The sequence below is a fragment of the Filifactor villosus genome (genome assembly GCF_042652965.1).
In the GTDB taxonomy this organism is placed as follows: domain Bacteria; phylum Bacillota; class Clostridia; order Peptostreptococcales; family Filifactoraceae; genus Filifactor; species Filifactor villosus.
The window spans coordinates 797-19,418 of the sequence record NZ_JBHSHL010000017.1 but is presented as its reverse complement, the minus strand read 5'-3'; the positions used below and the strand labels follow the sequence as shown (position 1 = coordinate 19,418).

The 18,622-nt window shown below is 42.1% G+C and carries 14 protein-coding genes; 2 read left to right on the top strand and 12 right to left on the bottom strand.

What is annotated here, in order from left to right; genetic code table 11:
* Positions 1 to 201 precede the first annotated feature (201 nt).
* The 7 genes from ACFO4R_RS05430 to ACFO4R_RS05400 form a co-directional block, all read right to left on the bottom strand.
* The gene (locus ACFO4R_RS05430) at positions 202 to 372 is read right to left on the bottom strand and encodes a FeoB-associated Cys-rich membrane protein (protein ID WP_379788031.1); all 171 of its coding nucleotides are present in this window, start codon (positions 370 to 372) and stop codon (positions 202 to 204) included.
* A 35-nt stretch (positions 373 to 407) separates the two neighbouring features.
* On the bottom strand, positions 408 to 2,576 hold the full coding sequence (feoB, locus tag ACFO4R_RS05425; RefSeq protein ID WP_379788030.1) for a ferrous iron transport protein B: 2,169 nt from the start codon (positions 2,574 to 2,576) through the stop codon (positions 408 to 410).
* Positions 2,577 to 2,632: 56 nt separating this feature from the next.
* Entirely contained in the window at positions 2,633 to 2,854 is a 222-nt protein-coding gene (locus tag ACFO4R_RS05420) for a FeoA family protein (RefSeq protein WP_379788029.1), read from the bottom strand.
* Between the two features lie 48 nt (positions 2,855 to 2,902).
* The gene (locus ACFO4R_RS05415; RefSeq protein ID WP_379788028.1) at positions 2,903 to 3,121 is read right to left on the bottom strand and encodes a FeoA family protein; all 219 of its coding nucleotides are present in this window, start codon (positions 3,119 to 3,121) and stop codon (positions 2,903 to 2,905) included.
* A gap of 871 nt (positions 3,122 to 3,992) precedes the next feature.
* Positions 3,993 to 5,387: an ABC transporter permease gene (locus ACFO4R_RS05410; RefSeq protein WP_379788027.1), complete on the bottom strand. Its 1,395-nt coding sequence runs from the start codon at positions 5,385 to 5,387 to the stop codon at positions 3,993 to 3,995.
* Positions 5,380 to 7,545 (bottom strand): COG1361 S-layer family protein, encoded by a 2,166-nt coding sequence (locus ACFO4R_RS05405; RefSeq protein WP_379788026.1) that lies wholly within the window; start codon positions 7,543 to 7,545, stop codon positions 5,380 to 5,382. The genes ACFO4R_RS05410 and ACFO4R_RS05405 overlap by 8 nt, the downstream gene beginning before the upstream one ends.
* The gene (locus ACFO4R_RS05400; RefSeq protein ID WP_379788025.1) at positions 7,532 to 8,260 is read right to left on the bottom strand and encodes an ABC transporter ATP-binding protein; all 729 of its coding nucleotides are present in this window, start codon (positions 8,258 to 8,260) and stop codon (positions 7,532 to 7,534) included. The genes ACFO4R_RS05405 and ACFO4R_RS05400 overlap by 14 nt, the downstream gene beginning before the upstream one ends.
* An 810-nt stretch (positions 8,261 to 9,070) precedes the next feature.
* Here ACFO4R_RS05400 and ACFO4R_RS05395 point away from each other — a divergent pair.
* Entirely contained in the window at positions 9,071 to 10,420 is a 1,350-nt protein-coding gene (locus ACFO4R_RS05395) for a sodium-dependent transporter (protein WP_379788024.1), read from the top strand.
* 382 nt (positions 10,421 to 10,802) lie between these two features.
* On the opposite strand, the gene ACFO4R_RS05390 is transcribed toward ACFO4R_RS05395, so the two are convergent.
* Positions 10,803 to 11,975: a glycosyltransferase family 4 protein gene (locus tag ACFO4R_RS05390; RefSeq protein ID WP_379788023.1), complete on the bottom strand. Its 1,173-nt coding sequence runs from the start codon at positions 11,973 to 11,975 to the stop codon at positions 10,803 to 10,805.
* A gap of 363 nt (positions 11,976 to 12,338) precedes the next feature.
* On the opposite strand from ACFO4R_RS05390, the gene ACFO4R_RS05385 reads away from it, so the two are divergent.
* Entirely contained in the window at positions 12,339 to 13,769 is a 1,431-nt protein-coding gene (locus ACFO4R_RS05385) for an MBOAT family O-acyltransferase (RefSeq protein WP_379788022.1), read from the top strand.
* Positions 13,770 to 14,139: 370 nt separating this feature from the next.
* On the opposite strand, the gene ACFO4R_RS05380 is transcribed toward ACFO4R_RS05385, so the two are convergent.
* The 4 genes from ACFO4R_RS05380 to ACFO4R_RS05365 all read right to left on the bottom strand — a co-directional run bounded on the left by ACFO4R_RS05380 (position 14,140) and on the right by ACFO4R_RS05365 (position 18,240).
* Positions 14,140 to 15,195 carry a hypothetical protein gene (locus ACFO4R_RS05380; RefSeq protein WP_379788021.1) on the bottom strand — a complete coding sequence of 352 codons (1,056 nt, stop codon included), beginning with the start codon at positions 15,193 to 15,195 and terminating at the stop codon, positions 14,140 to 14,142.
* A gap of 374 nt (positions 15,196 to 15,569) precedes the next feature.
* On the bottom strand, positions 15,570 to 16,382 hold the full coding sequence (locus ACFO4R_RS05375; RefSeq protein WP_379788020.1) for an ADP-ribosylglycohydrolase family protein: 813 nt from the start codon (positions 16,380 to 16,382) through the stop codon (positions 15,570 to 15,572).
* A gap of 233 nt (positions 16,383 to 16,615) precedes the next feature.
* Positions 16,616 to 17,011 carry a (deoxy)nucleoside triphosphate pyrophosphohydrolase gene (locus tag ACFO4R_RS05370; protein ID WP_379788019.1) on the bottom strand — a complete coding sequence of 132 codons (396 nt, stop codon included), beginning with the start codon at positions 17,009 to 17,011 and terminating at the stop codon, positions 16,616 to 16,618.
* Entirely contained in the window at positions 17,008 to 18,240 is a 1,233-nt protein-coding gene (locus ACFO4R_RS05365; protein ID WP_379788018.1) for a hypothetical protein, read from the bottom strand. Before ACFO4R_RS05365 ends, ACFO4R_RS05370 begins: the two co-directional genes overlap by 4 nt.
* Positions 18,241 to 18,622 lie beyond the last annotated feature (382 nt).

The window sequence follows — 18,622 nt, the reverse complement described above, 5'->3', positions numbered from 1 at the left end:
TTACTCAAAATGTTTCCGGTAAATATATCTTCCGTTTTCCTGAGATTTTAAGCGGGAAATAGTGTAACAAAGAGGAAGTATCCGCTGTTTATGTCGTGTTTAAATGTATAACATTTTGGGAATCACATATCTAATGTGTGGTTTTTTAAATACAAAAAAACTCTTTTGTCTCTCCCGGAGAGACAAAAGAGTTTTTCTCTATCAAATCTTTTTATTCTTAGCTTCGTCGTGTTTTTCTCTTTCTTCCATAGAGCAACCGCAACAACCGCCCGAACAACCGGCACAGCCGCCTTGTTTATTCTTTTTAAGAACATAATAGAGGGCTGCTCCTATAATAAGAAGCAAAATTAAAACTGTAACCACATTTGCCATCTCAAACCTCCAATCCATCCGCTTCTATTTTTGAACTATGCAGAATGTCTTGCAAGATCAAGCTCCTTGTGTGAATCTTTTCTCGGCTTTCTAAACAACAGATAGAGTCCATATACGAAAACCAATACTGCAAGAACAGTTCCTAAAGAGAAAGAAGCGCCTTCAAGCAGGAGTGCACCGAATTGATAGAACACAAAAGATACTGCATAGGCGAACACAAGTTGATAAGCCAAGGCGATAAAGGTCCATTTTTTGCTGTTCATTTCTCTCGAAATAGCTCCCACTGCAGCGACACAGGGAGTACAGAACAAGTTGAACAGCAGGAAGGAGAAGGCCCCTACCGAAGTAAACATTCCTGCCGTAACGGCAAGTAATTCAGCATTTTCCGCAACAGCTTCCGGATCGACTTCACCGAGTTTCGTCATCAAACCGAAGGTCGATACCAACTGTTCTTTTGCAATAATTCCCGTGAAAGTAGCAATCGTTGCTTCCCAACTTCCGAATCCCAAAGGTTTAAAAATAGGTGCAATCGCTGTTCCAATAATAGCCAAAATGGATTTTTCTCCCGCTTCTTCAAACTCAATGAGCTCAAAACTCGGCGTAAATCTCATCAATACCCACAAAACGACAGTTGCCAACAAGATGACCGTTCCCGCCTTAATGACAAAGCCTTTTACCCTCTCCCAAGTGTGCAGAAGAACATTCTTGATACTGGGCACGTGATAAGCAGGGAGTTCCATAATAAAAGGTGCGGGATCTCCGGAAAACACCTTGGTTTTCTTTAACATGATTCCCGATACGATGATTCCTAGGATACAAGCAAAGTAAGTCACCGGTGCCACCCACCATTCTCCCCCAAAGAGGGCATAGGAAACCAGTGCGATGATAGGAAGTTTTGCCGAACAGGGCATAAAGCTCGTGACGATAATCGTCATCCGTCTGTCTTTCTCATCTTCGATCGTTCTGGTACCCATAATTCCAGGGATGGAACAACCTGTACCGATGAGCATGGGGATGAAAGATTTTCCCGAAAGACCGAACTTGCGGAAGATCCTATCCATAATAAAGGCAATTCTCGCCATATAACCGAAATCTTCCAAAGCTGCAAGAAGGAGGTAGAGCACCACAATCTGAGGAACAAAGCCCAATACCGCACCGACTCCGCCTATGATGCCGTCTACAATCAAACTGTGCAACAGAGGATTAACCCCGACACTCTCCAAAAATCCCGATATCGCTCCGGGGATTCCGTTTTCTCCAAAAACTACGTCATTGACATAATCCGTTCCCATTGTTCCCAGGGTAGAGATGGAAATATAGTAAATAAAAAACATTACCGCTACAAAGATGGGTAGAGCCAAAAAGCGGTTGGTTACGATCTTGTCGATCTTGTCGGATGTTGTCTCGCCCGCCTTCATCTTCTTGACCGTCTCGCCCATCAAGGCTGTAATATATTGATACCTTTCGTTGGTCACGATACTTTCCATATCGTCATCCAACTCTTTTTCCAACTGCTCCTTCTTTGTCGAAGAGACGGACAAGACTTCCTGGGAAAAACTATGTCGGCTGAGCATGTCCTTATCTCTCTCAAGCAGTTTGATCGCATACCATCTTTTTTGAGCAGGATCGACCTTGTCTGCAATAAGCGAAGACAGTTCCTCTATGTTTTTCTCCAAGGTCGCTCCCATGGGTATCCCGCTTGGAACCGCTTTTTTATCCTTGGAGACTTCAATTGCTTTTTCGACGACTTCTTTAACTCCCTTAGAGCGAAGTGCCGACATCTCCAAAACCGGAACTCCAAGTTTTTTGGAGATATTTGCCACATTGATCTTGTCTCCGCGTTTTTCTATAACATCCATCATGTTCAAAGCGATGACAACAGGAACTCCAAGTTCCAATATCTGCGTGGTTAAGTAAAGATTTCGTTCAATGTTGGAGGCATCGACCAGGTTGATAATTACATCCGGTCTTTCTTCCAAAATATAGTTACGACTTACAACTTCCTCCATTGTGTAGGGCGAGAGAGAATAAATCCCCGGAAGGTCGGTTACAATGACATCCTTATTGAACTTTATCCTTCCCTCTTTCTTCTCGACAGTTACTCCGGGCCAGTTTCCAACATACTGTGCCGCTCCTGTCAGATCGTTAAATAAGGTAGTTTTCCCCGAGTTGGGGTTTCCTACCAATGCAATACGCACCGACATATTACTCCTCCTTTAAACTGAATATCATTCTCAACTTTCCTCCTCAAAAGAAACGCTTATTCGACAGATACCATCTGTGCATCGAACTTCCGAATAGAGAGCTCATAGCCTCTTACGGTGATCTCGATAGGATCTCCCAAAGGAGCGACTTTTCTGACATAAAGCTCTGTTCCTTTTGTAAGGCCCATGTCCATAATACGTCTTCTTACTGCGCCTTCTCCTTGTATTTTGGAAACCTTAACAGTTTCTCCCGGTTTTACCAAGTTCAATGTTCTCATTTTTTCACCTCATCTCTTTATAATGTCAAACCTACTTATCCATCCGTATCATCTGCTTTCGACAATGATCTTGCTCGACATGGAGTGGTTGATTGCCAATCTGCTGTCTTTGATTGCTATAATTAAATTTCCTGCATTCTTGGATACGATTGTTACCACCTCTCCCTTGACAAAACCGAGGCTTTCAAGATGACGTTTTGTCTCTTCACTTCCTCTTATCTCAAGGATAATGAGCGTATCTCCCACACTTGCAAAAGAAATCGGCATATAACGCACCTCCTGTTCCCTTCGTCAGATTTTTATCTGAACCTACTTATAACATAATCTTTTTTTTCCCATTCGTCAATGTTTTTCAGGAAATAATCGATAGTTTTTCCCATTATCAATGGTATTTCATTTGATACTCATTATCTTCTTTAAATGTTTCTATCCTTTATACTATACCTGTTGCATTGACCGGTTATCTGTATGAGTATTTTTCGACACAGGACTCGGGGATGAAAGTGAACAACATAGAAGATAAAGAGATTTTTCGCAGGTTGAAAAAAACGGATCTATCAATACATCTATTGAATAATAGTATTAATTGGATTTTAGTATAACACGGGATTCATACTACTATTCCTTTGAATAATGGATATCAACGATTTGCACTCCATAGAAGAGAACACGAGTTTTCGTGATTACAAAACAGATATTACCATACTTCTATCGAAGAATAGTATCATACTATTATTCTTTTGAGTTTTGGACATAAACAATTCGTGACCCATAGAAGATAAAACCATTTTTCGTGATCGAAAAACAGATATTACCATACTTCTATCGAAGAATAGTATCAGGTATGAACATAAGAAACGATAACTTTTCCAAGGAACAGAAAACAGAGAACTCCACCCTTGTCTTAAAAGGGCAGAACTCTCTGTTTACCTTCTTTATCTCATAGTTGTATTCCTTTGAGTTACAAAATCTCGATGATGTGTACTCCATAGAAGATCCAACAAATGTTCCCTGTTGCAAAATGGATATTACCATGCTTCTTCCGGAGAACAGTATCCATCCTCAACTTTCTTTGAAGAGAGTTGCGTTTTTTAAGTGAGGTTCTACAAAATCTCCACTCCTGTTCAAAGAGGCTTGTTTATTCATTCCTCAAAGACTCCAAAGCCGAGATTCCCATTGCCCGCTTTGCAGGATAATATCCCGCCAAGACTCCGATACAGGTCGAGAATGCAATTGATAACAGCCCCAGAGATATCGGAATGATCGAGATTTTGCTTTCGCTCGATATATCGAAGAACATTCCTCCCGCTTCGCTAAAGCCGTTTCCCATAAACAGGTTCATCAAAATCGAAATAATGATACTGAGCGAAAGACCTATGACCCCTCCGAAAAAGCCGATCAGAGAAGCTTCGATCAAAAACAAATTCTTAATATCCTTCAGATTTGCACCGATAACCTTCATAACACCGATTTCTTTGGTTCTCTCATAGATGGACATGATCATGGTGTTGGTAATCCCGATTGCCGCAACGAGCAGAGAGATTGCTCCGATTCCTCCAAGGATTCCCTGTATCAATGCCGCCTGCTCTTTTACCTGGTTCAACCAATCTTTTGCGGAGCTTGTACCGAAACCCATATCCTGGATGCTCTTCAAGATGGCATCTATTTTCTTTATATCTTCGGCATAGATCAGCACCTCATCATACGTTTTTCCCTTTGTCGAACTGAAGGAGGAGCCCCCTCTTGCCTTATTGTCTTCCTGTATAATCTTAACCAACTCATCATAGTCCATATAGATATTGTATGAATTTTCATCCATCGTACTGTCGGACTTGTTTTGAATGATGCCCACAACCTTTACCTTGTGTTCTTTATACTCCACCTTCTTCCCGTTATCTGTCGAAGGTGTATCTCTGTTATTCCTACGTTTGTTGCCATACTCCATGTCCGCTGTCAGAAACATCTTGGTTGTATATGCATCAACGGTAGGTTCGGGCATCCTTCCCTTTTCATCCGGCACGGGATACTCCGCATAATCCTGCTTTTTGGGATTATAAAAATCATACAAAATCGCTTTTCCGATGACAATGGCGTTCTTGTCTCCCACATGTAGAGCACGTCCTTTCTCGTCTATGTTGTACTTGAATTTTTCCATCGTGGAAGAACGTATCCCTATAATAGGAGCATTGGCAACATATTTACCCGCCACAATCCTCATATAGGTGTTTACAGTGGGAGTAATTGCCGTGACTCCGTTGAGAACCGACATCTTCTTCAAAGCTTCATCGTCGAGTTTCGAAGGTTTTCCCGTCGCTTTATCCACCTGAGTGCCATAGCTGTTGACTTGAATGATATGGAGGTTTCCATAGCGTTCTACCTGTGCCTCCTGCCCCTTGCTTAAGCCCAAACCCAAGGAAATCATGACAACGATAGCGGTTGTTCCGATTGCAACTCCAATGACGGAGAGCAGAGTCCTTACCTTCCTCCTTTTGAGGTTTCGTACAGCCATAACGAAAAGGTCTTTACTATTCATCGATAGTCAACTCCTTCTCCTTCTTTCTCTTATGTCGTTTTCTTAACCACAAACCAAAGAGGATAAGAAGCAGTAGGCCTCCTATGCCCCCACCGATCTTCCATCTGTTGTTCTTCGGCTCTTCAATGGGTTCTTCCGGACCTTCGTCCACCGGTATCATCTCATTGACCGTGATAACAAAATCTTTTGTGATCGTCTGTATCTCTCCCGACACATCTTCAAAGGTGAAGGTAAGAGTTCCCTTTGCTTCTCCGGGTTTCTCTACGATAACATTAAAATCGTAAGAATCGCTTTTCCCCGTCTCCATATTTCCAACAAAGTATCCGTTCTTGTCTTCAAGCTCAAAATCTCCCTTAGCTGTCACAAAAAGGTTGCTCAAAACGGTCTTGCCCATATTGTAAAACGTGACGGATACCGGAGAAGGTTGACCGGCAAAGGCTCCTTCATGCGGGATATTGACCTCTCCGATATTCAGCTTTGTCTTTTGCACCACGGGCACGGAGATGATATCCTTTGCCGTGAGGGCATTTCCCTTGGTATCTTCATAAGTCATATCCACATTGATGCCGAATGTCTGCTGCTCTGCGGAAGGTTTGGTTGCAAAACGGATCCGCTTTCCTATTCTCTGATTCGGTGCCATAGAACCGATAAAAAAGGAGTTGCTTGTATTGACCGGAACAAAGATCCCGTTGTCCGCACTGAGAGAAACTTTGATGTTCCTAAGCATTTTCTGGCTGGTGTTGGCCAATCCCAGATCCAAAACAAACTCCTCGCCCGCCTTGACATCTATTCCTCCAAAGTCATAAGACTCAACCATAATCTGAGGATTTTTTACCCCATCGTTTTTTTCTTCCTCTTCTTTCTTTTCTCCGCCCCCGAAGATATAGACTCCCGCATACTGACTGCTTGGCACAAAGGGTTCTTCTCCTTCTTTGGCGGATACCTGTTCAACCATAATCTTGATCGGATAGTTTTTCGGTTCCGTCTTCGTACTTGAAAAGAAGGTCACCGAATACTTCTTGGACTGCCCCGAAGCTATCTTCTCTTCCACGAAAATTCCCCTTGTCTTATTGACAACCCCTTCGGTCGCCTCGGTACTTATCTTGATATTTTTCACCTCCGAATGTCCCACATTTGCTACTTCAAAACTCAAGGTAAAGTCGGAACCGGCCTTTGCGTTATTCGGCACGGAGACATTTCGAATGACAAGAGTTCCCGTCTTCTCATCCTTTTCTTCTCCCTTGATATTGAGATAGACCACTTCTTCGGTAGAAAACGACGTCTGATTGGGAAGCTTTCCTTCTCCTGTAATCGTGATCGGATAATTACCGCTCTTGACGGTATCTTTGATAAACAGACGGAACTCCGCACTCTTCTCATCTCCTATGCGGATGCCGTCAACTTCCTGCTTTACTGCTTGATTCGATAGCGAAACCCCTTCGGGAAGACCGCTGATACCGAGTTTCATTTCGGAAAGGATACTGTTTCCTCTGTTTTTCCCTTTCACACGTACCGTATTGACATGTCCCGCCACCAAACCGTTTTGGGGGATACTGATTGACAGTTTTACATTGGGAATATATTGTTTTTCCTGCGGTTTATCTATGGGTATATCCGAATCCAAGACCGTAAACGAGTATTTTCCTATGGTCGTATCTCCCGTTCCGGTTCCCGAAAAGATGACATCGTTATGGTAGAGATAAGAGCTCCCGTTGGGATCCGTTGCCGTAGAAACATTGGAACCGCTCGATGAAGCAATCAGGCGTACGGAAAAGACATAGTCGGCTCCGTGATCCAAATTCAAGGTGTTGACGGGAACTTGAATCTGAGTGCTTGGAATATTGGTTCCCGACTTCTTTCCTATGGAAAACTCTTCACTATCCGCCAGGATGATCGAACTTGTCTGAGCGTCCACAACACGCAGTTTTACATCCTGATAATCCGTGTCCGAAAAATTTTTTACTTGAAAGACAAGATTTTCCTGAGAAGAGTTGTTTTTGAGAACGGAACCTCCTACAAAGGAGATCTGTAATTTGTTCGTTGAATCCGCATACACCACCCCTGTCAAATTCAAACCGAACTGAATCAGGGTTGGTAGCGCTACCCCTGCAAGCAACAACAATATCAATATCCATGCAATGATCCTATTCTTTTTCATCTTCTTTTTCTCCCTTTCCTTTTACGCTGAGTATTTTTCCGTCGCGAATCGTAACGATCTTATCCGCGTAAGCGGCTATCGATGTATCGTGGGTCACAATAATCAAGGTCTGTCCCTTTTCCTTTACCATTGAAACAATGAGATCCATAACTTCCCTCGTCGTATTGGTATCCAGGTTCCCTGTCGGTTCATCTGCAAAAATGATCTTGGGAGAGCCCACCAAAGCCCTTGCAATCCCAACTCTCTGCTGCTGTCCTCCCGACATCTGTGTGGGCTTTCTTCGCTCATAACCTCTCAAGCCGACCTTTTGAAGCATCTGCGTGGCCTCTTTTTCTCTCTTATCCGTCCGCTCATTTCGAAATACCAATGGTAGACTTACATTTTCCAGGGCGGTCAACATCGGTAAAAGATGATAGGCTTGGAAGATAAAACCTATGTTTTTTTGGCGAAAGAGCGTTACTTGTGCTTCATTGAGTTTGTGTATCGGAATTCCTCCTATGAAGATCTCTCCTTTGGTCGGTTTTTCAAGTCCGGCAACCATATTGAGGAACGTCGATTTCCCTGAGCCCGATGTACCCAGAAAACATACGATCTCCCCCTTGTAAATATCCAAACTGACATCGTTGAGTGCTACAACCTTTTCTTCGCCCATGCGAAATATCTTACTTACATTTTTTATTTCTATCAAGGGCGTTGTGTTCCCGTTTTTTTTCATAATTTTTCCTTTCAGAAAATCATTCTATCGAAATAATTACACACATCATACCATATATTCCCCCTGTAATCGTAAAAAAAGATTTACAATATTATTAAACTCTTACCTTATGAAACCCTTCATTGTCTCTGTCTACCTTTAAATTAACATCAAGCGGATATCCTTGGTCTGTAAGCCTTTTAAAGAAACACCCATCCAAGATACACAGACCTGTTTACATTGTCCGACAAGACAGACAACCCTTATCGAATCCAAGTTTTTCCGGTCGAATCTTTCGAAAAAAGTTCGCAATCCTCCTCTCATATCCTTATCTGTTTCAATTTCCGGGTTGTATAGAGCTGTAATTCGTTAAAACTGCACGGATGTTCAAAACTATATTGTTTCATCGGAGAATAGCTGTAAGGTTGGCTTTGTCCGGTATCCTACGCTCATTCGTTGCACCGGGAGAGAATTTTAAGGAAACGGAGTTTCGCCTTCATCCTCGGTCCTCACGAAAGGAAGGCGGTCTTGAAAAAACAAGACTTGGATAAAGCTCATCTCCTACACATCAGCTTCTCCCCGGCTAAATATAGTGGGGATATAACATGGGGAAGGTTTGTAAGATATCCCGGGTTTTAAGAGGCTTTCGTCTCTATCTTCTCCCTCATCCATACAAGTTTACTGCTTTGTTATTTTTTTAATTTATTAAAACTATTTACAATGTTCAGAACTTTTAGTATAATCTAGTTCTCAAGTGACAACTTTCTAATCACCGGAGCTTTTTCTCTACGAAGTTCCACAAACAAATATTTTGAAAGGAGGAAGGTTGAAATGGAAAAAAAACAAAGGGGGACTTTCAGTAACATCGGGTTCATACTTGCCGCGGCGGGTTCGGCAATCGGACTCGGAAACTTATGGAAATTTCCATTCTTAACAGGTAAGAACGGAGGTGGAGCCTTCGTTTTGGTATATCTTGTTCTAATTGTTCTCATCGGTTTTACCGTTATGCTCGGTGAAATGACCGTCGGTCGAAAGACAAAACTCAACCCGATCGGCGCTTATGCAAAACTCAACAAAAATTGGAAATTTGTAGGTGCAATCGGTGTCATTGTTGCCTTTACCATTGTTTCTTATTACAGTGTGATCGGGGGATGGATTCTCAAGTATCTGTTTACTTATGTCACAGGTCAGGGGGCAAGTATTGCCGTCAACTCGGAACAATATTTCGGAACTTTTATTTCAAGCCCTGTTCAGCCATTGTTATGGCACGGTATTTTTATGCTTATCAACATTATCATCGTTGCTAAAGGGGTTGAAGGCGGTCTGGAGAAAGCAAGTAAAATGATGATGCCCTCTCTGTTCGTCATCCTGCTCATTCTCGTTGTACGGTCGGTAACTCTTCCCGGAGCATCGGCAGGTCTGTCCTTTTATTTGAAGCCGGATTTCAGTCTAATTACGGTCGATGTACTCGTTGCAGCTTTGGGACAGGTATTCTTCTCTTTGAGTTTGGGAATGGCGATCATCGTAACCTACGGAAGTTATCTCGGAGATGACGCAAATTTGGAAAAGAGTGCTTTGATCATTCCGGCCTTGGATACACTGGCTGCTTTGTTGGCAGGATTTGCAATTCTTCCTGCGGTATTTGCCTTCGGTTTTGAACCGACAGCTGGACCGGGACTTATCTTCATCACCTTACCTGCGGTATTTAACTCTATGCCTTTGGGGTCGGTGTTTGCTGCACTGTTCTTCCTGCTTGTTCTTTTTGCTGCAGTAAGTTCTTCCATCTCCTTGTTGGAATGTCCTGCAGCCTATCTGATCGACAACCACGGTTGGGATAGAAAAAAGGCAGTCATCACTTTGGGAGTACTCGCTTTTCTGCTCGGGATCCCTTCTTCGTTGTCGTTGGGAGTATTTACAGCCTCGTTCTTCGGAATGAACTTCTTCGACTTCGCAAGCTATGTAGCAGAGAACCTTCTGATGCCTCTGGCAGGATTCTTTATGTGTATTTTTGTCGGTTACATCTGGAAGCCCGAGAAAGCGATTGAAGAGATTAGCAATTATGGAAAACTTCCCTTTAAATCTAAAGGATACTGGGTATTTATGATCCGTTTCTTTGCACCGATTGCTATCTTCGTGATCTGGTTAAATTCTTCGGGAATCTCGAAATTTTTTACAAAATAACAAGCGGTGTTATACAGGGCGAATTTTCGCCCTGTTTTTTTCATAAAAATACCGACCTCCTGTCGTCAGTTTCTCGATCTACCTTTTTTGGGGGCGGTACAAAAGCTCTGATTGTTTTTTATCCTTATACTATTTTCAATAGAAGTATGGATATATCTGTTTTTCAAACCACGAAAAAACGGTTTATCTTCTATGGAACACAAGATTGTTTATACCCATAATTCAAAGGAATAGTAGTATTATCTCCCAATCAAGTGGCCAAGAACAGACCGACGGAAGCATCCGCCGGTCTTATTGTTCGATGACAAAACCACTCTCTTCAACATTCCAACTCTCTCGTCTTTCGACACACGGTATTTGGCCAAATACAAGTACGAACACATCAATCCTCTTCATTAAAGTTCGAAGTTGTATTCAAAACTCTTGAAGAGTCCTCTACAATCATCTTTCGATAGTAGTTGAAGATATGTTTTTGAGCATAATCGGTAAAGTAGTTCTCCACAAAAGTATTCTTTTGCTTCGCAAACTGTTCTCTGAGGTTCGAGCTTTGGAGAAGGACATAGAGCTTTGCAATAAAATCTCCACAGTTGTCGGGACCGAAGAGAACTCCGTTCTCCCCATCCTCGATCAGGTCGACATTCCCCTTTGTTCTCGCCGCCAAAACAGGTAGGCGACACTCCAAAGCATGGACGATGCCCTCAGGTATCCCTTCAATCAGCGAAGGAGAGATATAGATGTCACAGATCGCATAGAGATCACTTACATCTTCCTTTTCCAAAAAAAGAATATTCCTTGATACCCCCTCCCTTTCCGCCTCTTCCTTGAGCTTGGACAGAAATTCTCCTCTTCCGTTGCAGACCAGTTTGAAATTTGGAAAACGCTCGATAATGGGCATAATGTTTCGAATCAAAAATATATGGTTTTTATCCTCTTCATAATTGTTTTCGTAGAGGGCAACAACATAGTCTTTGGTCAAACGATATTGTTTTCTCACAGATTCGGGATCCAGATCCCGTATCTTTCGTGCGATCGGCTCAACACCCATCCCGTAAAGTTTTACGATGGTGTCCATAGAAAAGTTGAACTCTTCCGCGATATGCAAATCCGTATCGTTGGAGACGATGACAAGATCGGTGACCTTACCCGCCTTCTTATGACGTTCAAAACACTTTTTCTCCTCTTTGCCGCTCGGATCTCCATAGAAGGGATATTCGATCGCCAGATAGAAGATTTTGGGTCGTTGTTCGGGTTTGAATGCCGACTTGGCAGCCATTCGGATCAAATAACCCGGCATATCTTCGTAGGAGATGATCGCCGTATACTTCTCTTCCAGAAGAAGTGCTTGAAGCTGTTTGATCTGCTTCCTTTCAACGTTGAATCCGCTTTTTACCGTAAAATCAAAGTCGATCATCTGATCGGTGTGGTCTATATCCATTCGATTATCTCTTCCCAGCAGATGGACCTCATATCCGTTTCGTTTGAAAAATTCAAGGTGTTTTGAGAATCTTTCATCTATATCGGATAGTTCCGTCCCGACAAATAGTACTTTTTTCATAAAAACCTCTTTTTCTGTTTCGTGTTGCTGATGCTCCGCCGGCTTTTTGGATAGGATGGCTTGTATCTTAACTGTTATTTGATAGAACTCTTGTCGTATCGATGTTGTAACCACAAAAAGTTGTTTCATTTCCCTTGAAATACAAACCTTTCATATCGACAAGTCAAATGAATGATCAATTTCCTACGACAACTCCGATATCTTCGTGCGGACACCATACACTTTCCTGATCAAATTTTAAGAATAGCTTGTCAATTGTATTGTTTCCATTATAATATAAGTTTAGAAGAAAAGGAATACATCCCCTGTTTTTTCTACATTTTTGTATCACTTGACAAATTTTCGTCACCCTTGGAGGAGATTATGCTATTTAGCAGTGCTATTTTTTTGTTTTGGTTTCTACCGATCACCCTCATCGTCTATTTCTTGCTTCCACTTCGAAGCCTTAAAAACATTTGGCTTTTTGGAGTAAGTTTGTTTTTCTATGCGTGGGGTGAGCCGATCTTTGTTTTTGTAATGATCGCTTCCATCCTTTTCAACTACCTTATGGGGTTGGGCATCCATTATTACAGATCCTCTGTAAAAAAACAGCGTCTCGTACTTTTTTTTATGACATGGATCAATCTTTTTGTATTCTTTGTATTTAAATATTGGGACTTCTTCATCTCCAACGTGAACACCGTCTTCCAAACGGAGTTTGCCCCCCTTCATCTGGGGTTACCGATCGGAATCTCCTTTTTTACCTTTCAGGCGATGAGCTATGTTATGGATGTATATTACGATCCGGAGCACAGCCCCGTGCAGAAGAATCCCTTCCGGGTAGGGCTCTATATCTGTCTGTTCCCTCAGTTGATTGCAGGACCTATCGTCCGCTACCGGACCGTCGCCGGAGAGATCTCTTCTCGAAGAGAAAACCTTAACGATATTTCTTCCGGGATCGTGCGTTTTATGATAGGGTTTGCAAAAAAAATCCTGATTGCAAATAATATGGCGATCATCTCCGACCTGATCTTTTCCCAGCCTCCACAACACTTGAGTTGGAGTTTTGCATGGCTCGGTGCCGTCTCTTACACCTTCCAAATCTACTATGATTTTTCGGCATACTCCGATATGGCAATCGGTCTGGGACTCGTATTCGGGTTTCACTTTTTGGAAAACTTCAACCATCCCTATATTGCAGGTTCAATCACCGATTTTTGGAGAAGGTGGCACATCTCTTTAAGCACATGGTTTCGCGATTATGTCTACATTCCCCTGGGAGGGAGCAGGAAGGGAGTAGGAGCCACCTTTCGAAATCTCTTCCTCGTATGGTTATTGACAGGGATCTGGCACGGAGCAAGTTGGAACTTTATCTCTTGGGGTCTGTATTACTTTGTCTTTCTTTCTTTAGAGAAGTTCGTCATCGGAAGAAAGAGGCTGGAAAAGTTCGAAACCTCAGTCCTTGCACGCATCTATGTAGGTGTCGTCGTCGTGTGCGGATGGGTGTTGTTCCGCTCGGAAACCTTGGGGTATGCACTTTCCTACCTCGGTCGAATGTTCTCTTTTGATAGTTCAGGCCTCTCCTTTGCATCCACTTTGTTTTACTTGAGGGAATATCGACTGTTTTTTGCAGGCGCCTGCCTCTTCTCCCTCCCTCTTGCCTCCTTTTTGGAAGGGAAGATCAAGGAGGAGAGCCTGATTAGTTCGGCCCTGTACTTCGGAGCTAGAAACATCTTCGTTGCAATTACCTTCTATCTCTCCGTCATCTATCTGATGAAGGGAACCTATAACCCGTTTATCTACTTTAATTTTTAATATTATTATGTAATCTAAGGTGACCCTATCGATTCTGCAAGTGTTGTGACACATTGATGTTTCTACTGACTTCAACTACGCTATGAACTCTTCTACATTATAGATAGGAATACCGAATACATGGAACTATCAATATGCCACGAAAAGCTGTTTCGTATGAAATACAAGTCCTCGATATCAATAAATGCCGTATATCATTCTTCGATAAAACTATGGTCATATCCATTCTACAACGAAGAAAACTCATTTTATACTATTACCTATTAGAATTGACAGGCTGAATGCTCTGAAACTGTAACTTATGTCCGATCTAACTTTACAAACGGAAACCGCCTCCTCCCATCAGGTAGGAGGCGATGGTGTTTTATTCTTAGATTTCTTCTTCCATTTCTTCGTAGTCCACTTCGATCACTTCTCCCGACGCGGAAACGATTTCGATTTCATTTCCCTCAGAGCAATAATCGGGGTTGCTCAACATTGTATCTTGAAGGGATTCCTTCAATTTGTCACAGCAGGCCTTGAAGGTGAAGAAGGTCAGACCCCCTCCGACAACACCGCCTATGACCGGAATAGATTTCTTAAAGAAACCTGTAAACACTTCCTTCGTCATCTTCACTCCAAACCACTTACTCACACTTTTTACGATCGGATAAATGGTACCTTTGGTAAGAGCCTTTTTCATCAATTGCTTTTGAACCCCATTTCCCAGAGCCGTGGCTATTGATTTGATAGCTTTATTAGCGCCTGCAACTCCATACATAGCGCCCATACACACGACAAGCATATTCATGGTCTCCGTATCAATAACATCACCCTTCTCCTTCAAATCGATCTCTGGAAAACCGTACAAATAGAGCAGTTTTTGCATTACACGAAGCATATATCCATAGTATTGAGCGATATCAGCCGGTATAGTTGCTACCATTGCGACCCCTCCCGGAGTTCCCAGCGCCGCGGAGATCCCCGATACGCAATTACGCTCGTACTTGATCACCTCATCGGCTATTTTATCTATATCTTCCGGTTTGATATTGGCATGCAACGGGTTATGAAGAATGACATCATCAATGACCTCTTGCGAATATTTCTTAAACAACTCCTTTCTCAAAAAGGATGCTCGATCGATCCTGACTCCCGGAACATTGAGTCCCATAATAATCACATCTTCTATGCCGATCTGTCCGTCTCCGTTTTGATCAAGAGCTTTGAACACCGCCTCTTTTGACGCCGTTACGGAATCTGCGGTTTTCTTCACCAACGTCGTTGAAGCATCCCCCGTCGCACCGGCGACCTTGACTATCCCCTTGCCTGTAGCGGATGTGGCTTTCGCTATCCCCTTACCTGCGACAGCTGCGGCTTTTGCTATCCCTTTGCCTGCCACATCGGCCACCTCAAATAACTTCTTTCCCGTCGAATTTTCTTTCATTTCTTTTCCTCCTATCAAGGACGATACGTCCCATTATTTTTTCATAATAAGGTTTGTAAATCTTGCGACCTCTCCGGTCATTTCTTTGATATCTTTGAACATGCCGCACAAAGCCAAAGTTCCGATTTCCCCTCGTGTTTATAAAATACGAAAGTTTGCAGGATCAACAACGTCATCCTTCATATAAAATTAAGGAAACACCGCATTTTAAAAAAACGTCGTAAATTCACTGTATAGGAATACTTAATTCCTCAAAAGTATTGATTTGACAAAACTTTATTTCCTATAAATTCATAGAAACATCAAGGTTTCATATTTGTGAGACATTGCCTTAATTTTTCAAATTATGCGCTACTACCATAGTACTGTCTTTCCTACTTCAAAGTCTTCTTTTCCGTTACTGGAGGATATTGGCTCTCAAACAATACCAGAAGCTGTGATAAACGGGAATCCAAAAAGATAACCGCTTGTTCTCTAATATCGGCCGGGATCCCGTAGTAGGCTTCGGCCACTCCTCCACATATTGCTGCCACGGTATCGCTGTCACCTCCGATAGAAATTGCATTTCTTACCGCATCTTCGAAACCGTTTGATTCAAAAAACGCTTGCAAAGCTTGAGGCACCGTTTCCTGACAGGTCTCATTGAACTGATAGCTGTCTCTGATCTCATCGAGGGTAAAGTCCATAGGATAATAATTCTTATCAATATGATCTCTAATCTCACCGATATCACTTCCGGTCTTAGCCATATAGATTGCTACCGCTGTAGCCTCAGCCCCTTTGAGCCCCTCCGGGTGATTATGAGTCACCTCTGTAACAAGCCTTGAGAGCAACTTGGCCTCGTCCAAACTTCGTGCAGCAAAGCCCGCGGCACTGACTCTCATTGCAGAACCGTTGCCATAACTGTGATACGGTTGCGGATCATCCGAAAACATCCACTCACAAAATCGTCCGCCGTATCCACAGTCGGGATAGTTTCTTCCAACAGCCTGCATACATTCCACTGTTCTTTCGGAAAGGTCGCTGTAGTCCGGTTTACTTTCCACTATCGCTTGAGCCACCGCAAGGCTCATAATGCTGTCATCGGTTGGAAAACACTCCGATGTAAAAAACTCAAAGTCTTTGTCCCTGTGATTGTTCCACTCAAAACGCGACCCGACGATATCTCCGATTATTGCTCCCAGCATAAGGTCTCCTCCTTTTTTCTCATCTCTGTCGATTATAAATACACTCGTTTAATACTGTTATCATTTTAAAGCATCAAAGATCCTTTTTCTTTTAAAAACAGAGATTTTTAGGACTTATTAGCCTACCCTAGTGTACCGATACATTGATATTTAGCTTTATTTGTATCTTAATTGTAAACCAAAAGAATTTCTATCCATGTCAGGGTTATTATGAGTTTCAACGTGCCATTATACTAATCCATCTGTCTTTCTATCTGATCAATCAACGTAATATCTGCCGGAAGCCACTGAACGCTGTGCAATTCACCTTTTGTAAGCCACTTTGAATCTTCTGCTTCTTTTAGCACAAGATCACCTCTTATAATTTCAGCCCAAAAACAATCCATCGATAGGTGAAATGTCGGGTAGTCATATTCTATGGTTCCAATCAAATCTCCCACAAGAATCTCTGTTTCTAACTCCTCTAATATTTCTCTTTTCAATGCTTCATGAGACGTCTCTCCAGCTTCAACCTTTCCACCGGGAAACTCCCACATTCCCTTAAACTCTCCATACCCCCGTGCCGTGGCAAAGATTTTGTCAACCTTTCGTATTACTGCTGCAACCACCTTTACTGTCTTGTTCATCATTCATAAATCTCCCAGAACTTGTGCTCTACCCCAAATGAACCTTTATCCCTGGGTTCAAGTCCAAGCACTTTACAATATTCTTTATAAGCTTCACCAAGCTTTGCATTAGGTATTGGCTTACCAGCACCTAATAGACTCTCTATTATAGAATTGGTTTCTCTCCCATCTTTCTCTCCATTATTCTCATGCTTAACCATTGAGTTTTCCTTATAACCAACAAAGCGGCTAGGATAAAACCTGTATACACCCTCCTTTTTCATTGCAACAAAACACGTACCTCGCTTGATGAGCTCTAATGCAAATGAATATTCCGGATCTTTTTTGGAATCCAAGTACTTATCAATGGTCTCACAGTTATTCCGAAGGTCATCAAGTGATGCGATCGTTGGAGTATCACATAACATCCATGACAATTCTAAAACCGTAAACAGATGATCATTACACCTCGAAGCCTCTTCCACGAAAAAAATCGCCAGCTCCCTATTGAGTTCAAAAAGGTATCCCATATTTCCGTTCCCATCTTTATCAAAGGGAAAATATTTTATATTACAATATTCAACTATTTTATCTTTATAATCTCCATGCTTTAACGGTCTTTTCAAAACATGATAGTTGCAATCTACCCTTCGTCCATCCTTTTCCCATTGATCCCAATCTCCAGGACGTTTGCTGTCAACACAATGTTCTTTTACAATACTAATAGCTCGAATATACCCGTTTGAGCAGTGAAAGATAATATCCCCTCGTTGAAGCTCCATCAGCCTATCCCAATGATGGCATGTTCCACCTGACTTTGTATATTTAGGAGCCCATATGAATTGACCTCTACACTCCTCATCATAGGTATCACCCTGAAAAACCAAATATGTTAACACCTTGCCCGGCGCCCTTTTAACTACGTTATTCTTTTTTTGCGCACTAGATTTTTTAACAGTCTTTTTGATTTCTTGACGTTTCAGAATCTCTAAACGTCTCTCTTCTTCAACAACTTTCTTTGCAGCTTCCTCAGCCTTTTTTGCTTCTTTAGCAGCCTTCACTGCACGCATTTCCGCATTTATAAGCTCAGCAACAGTAGGATCCAGCGCAGCGATGAACTTATCAAATGCTTCCGGGTAAGGGAACTTACTTTTTTTCGTTTGAAATTCAATGGTTATGTACTTCTCGTCACATGCAATTACAGTTCCTATGCCAAACACCTTATGTTGAACTTTTTCGTTTATTAGATTCATTACACTTGCCTCGCTTTCTGTTAAACAATTTTTTGTCGCTCTACATATACTACTTATGGAAATATCGCACAAAGGCGAAATATTGACCTGTCCTGCGAGATAAAAAATGCAGGACTTGTCAAATCAACATTTTTAAGAAATTCACCTTTCATACAAAATGGATTTTTCGCCGACTTTTTGAATTATGCGGTGTTTTCTTATATTTTTCTTTCATCAAAGCTCCAGACCCTGATGATGTAGCCCATTGATACTATTGTCCTATTTACGAAACTGCATAGCTCTGTATTTGTCAAGCGAAAAATGGTCCAGGGATCTCATCGAAAAACGGCCCGTTATTTTAGCCACTCCCTCGTTTCTTTAACCCGATAACTCTCCCCGCTCA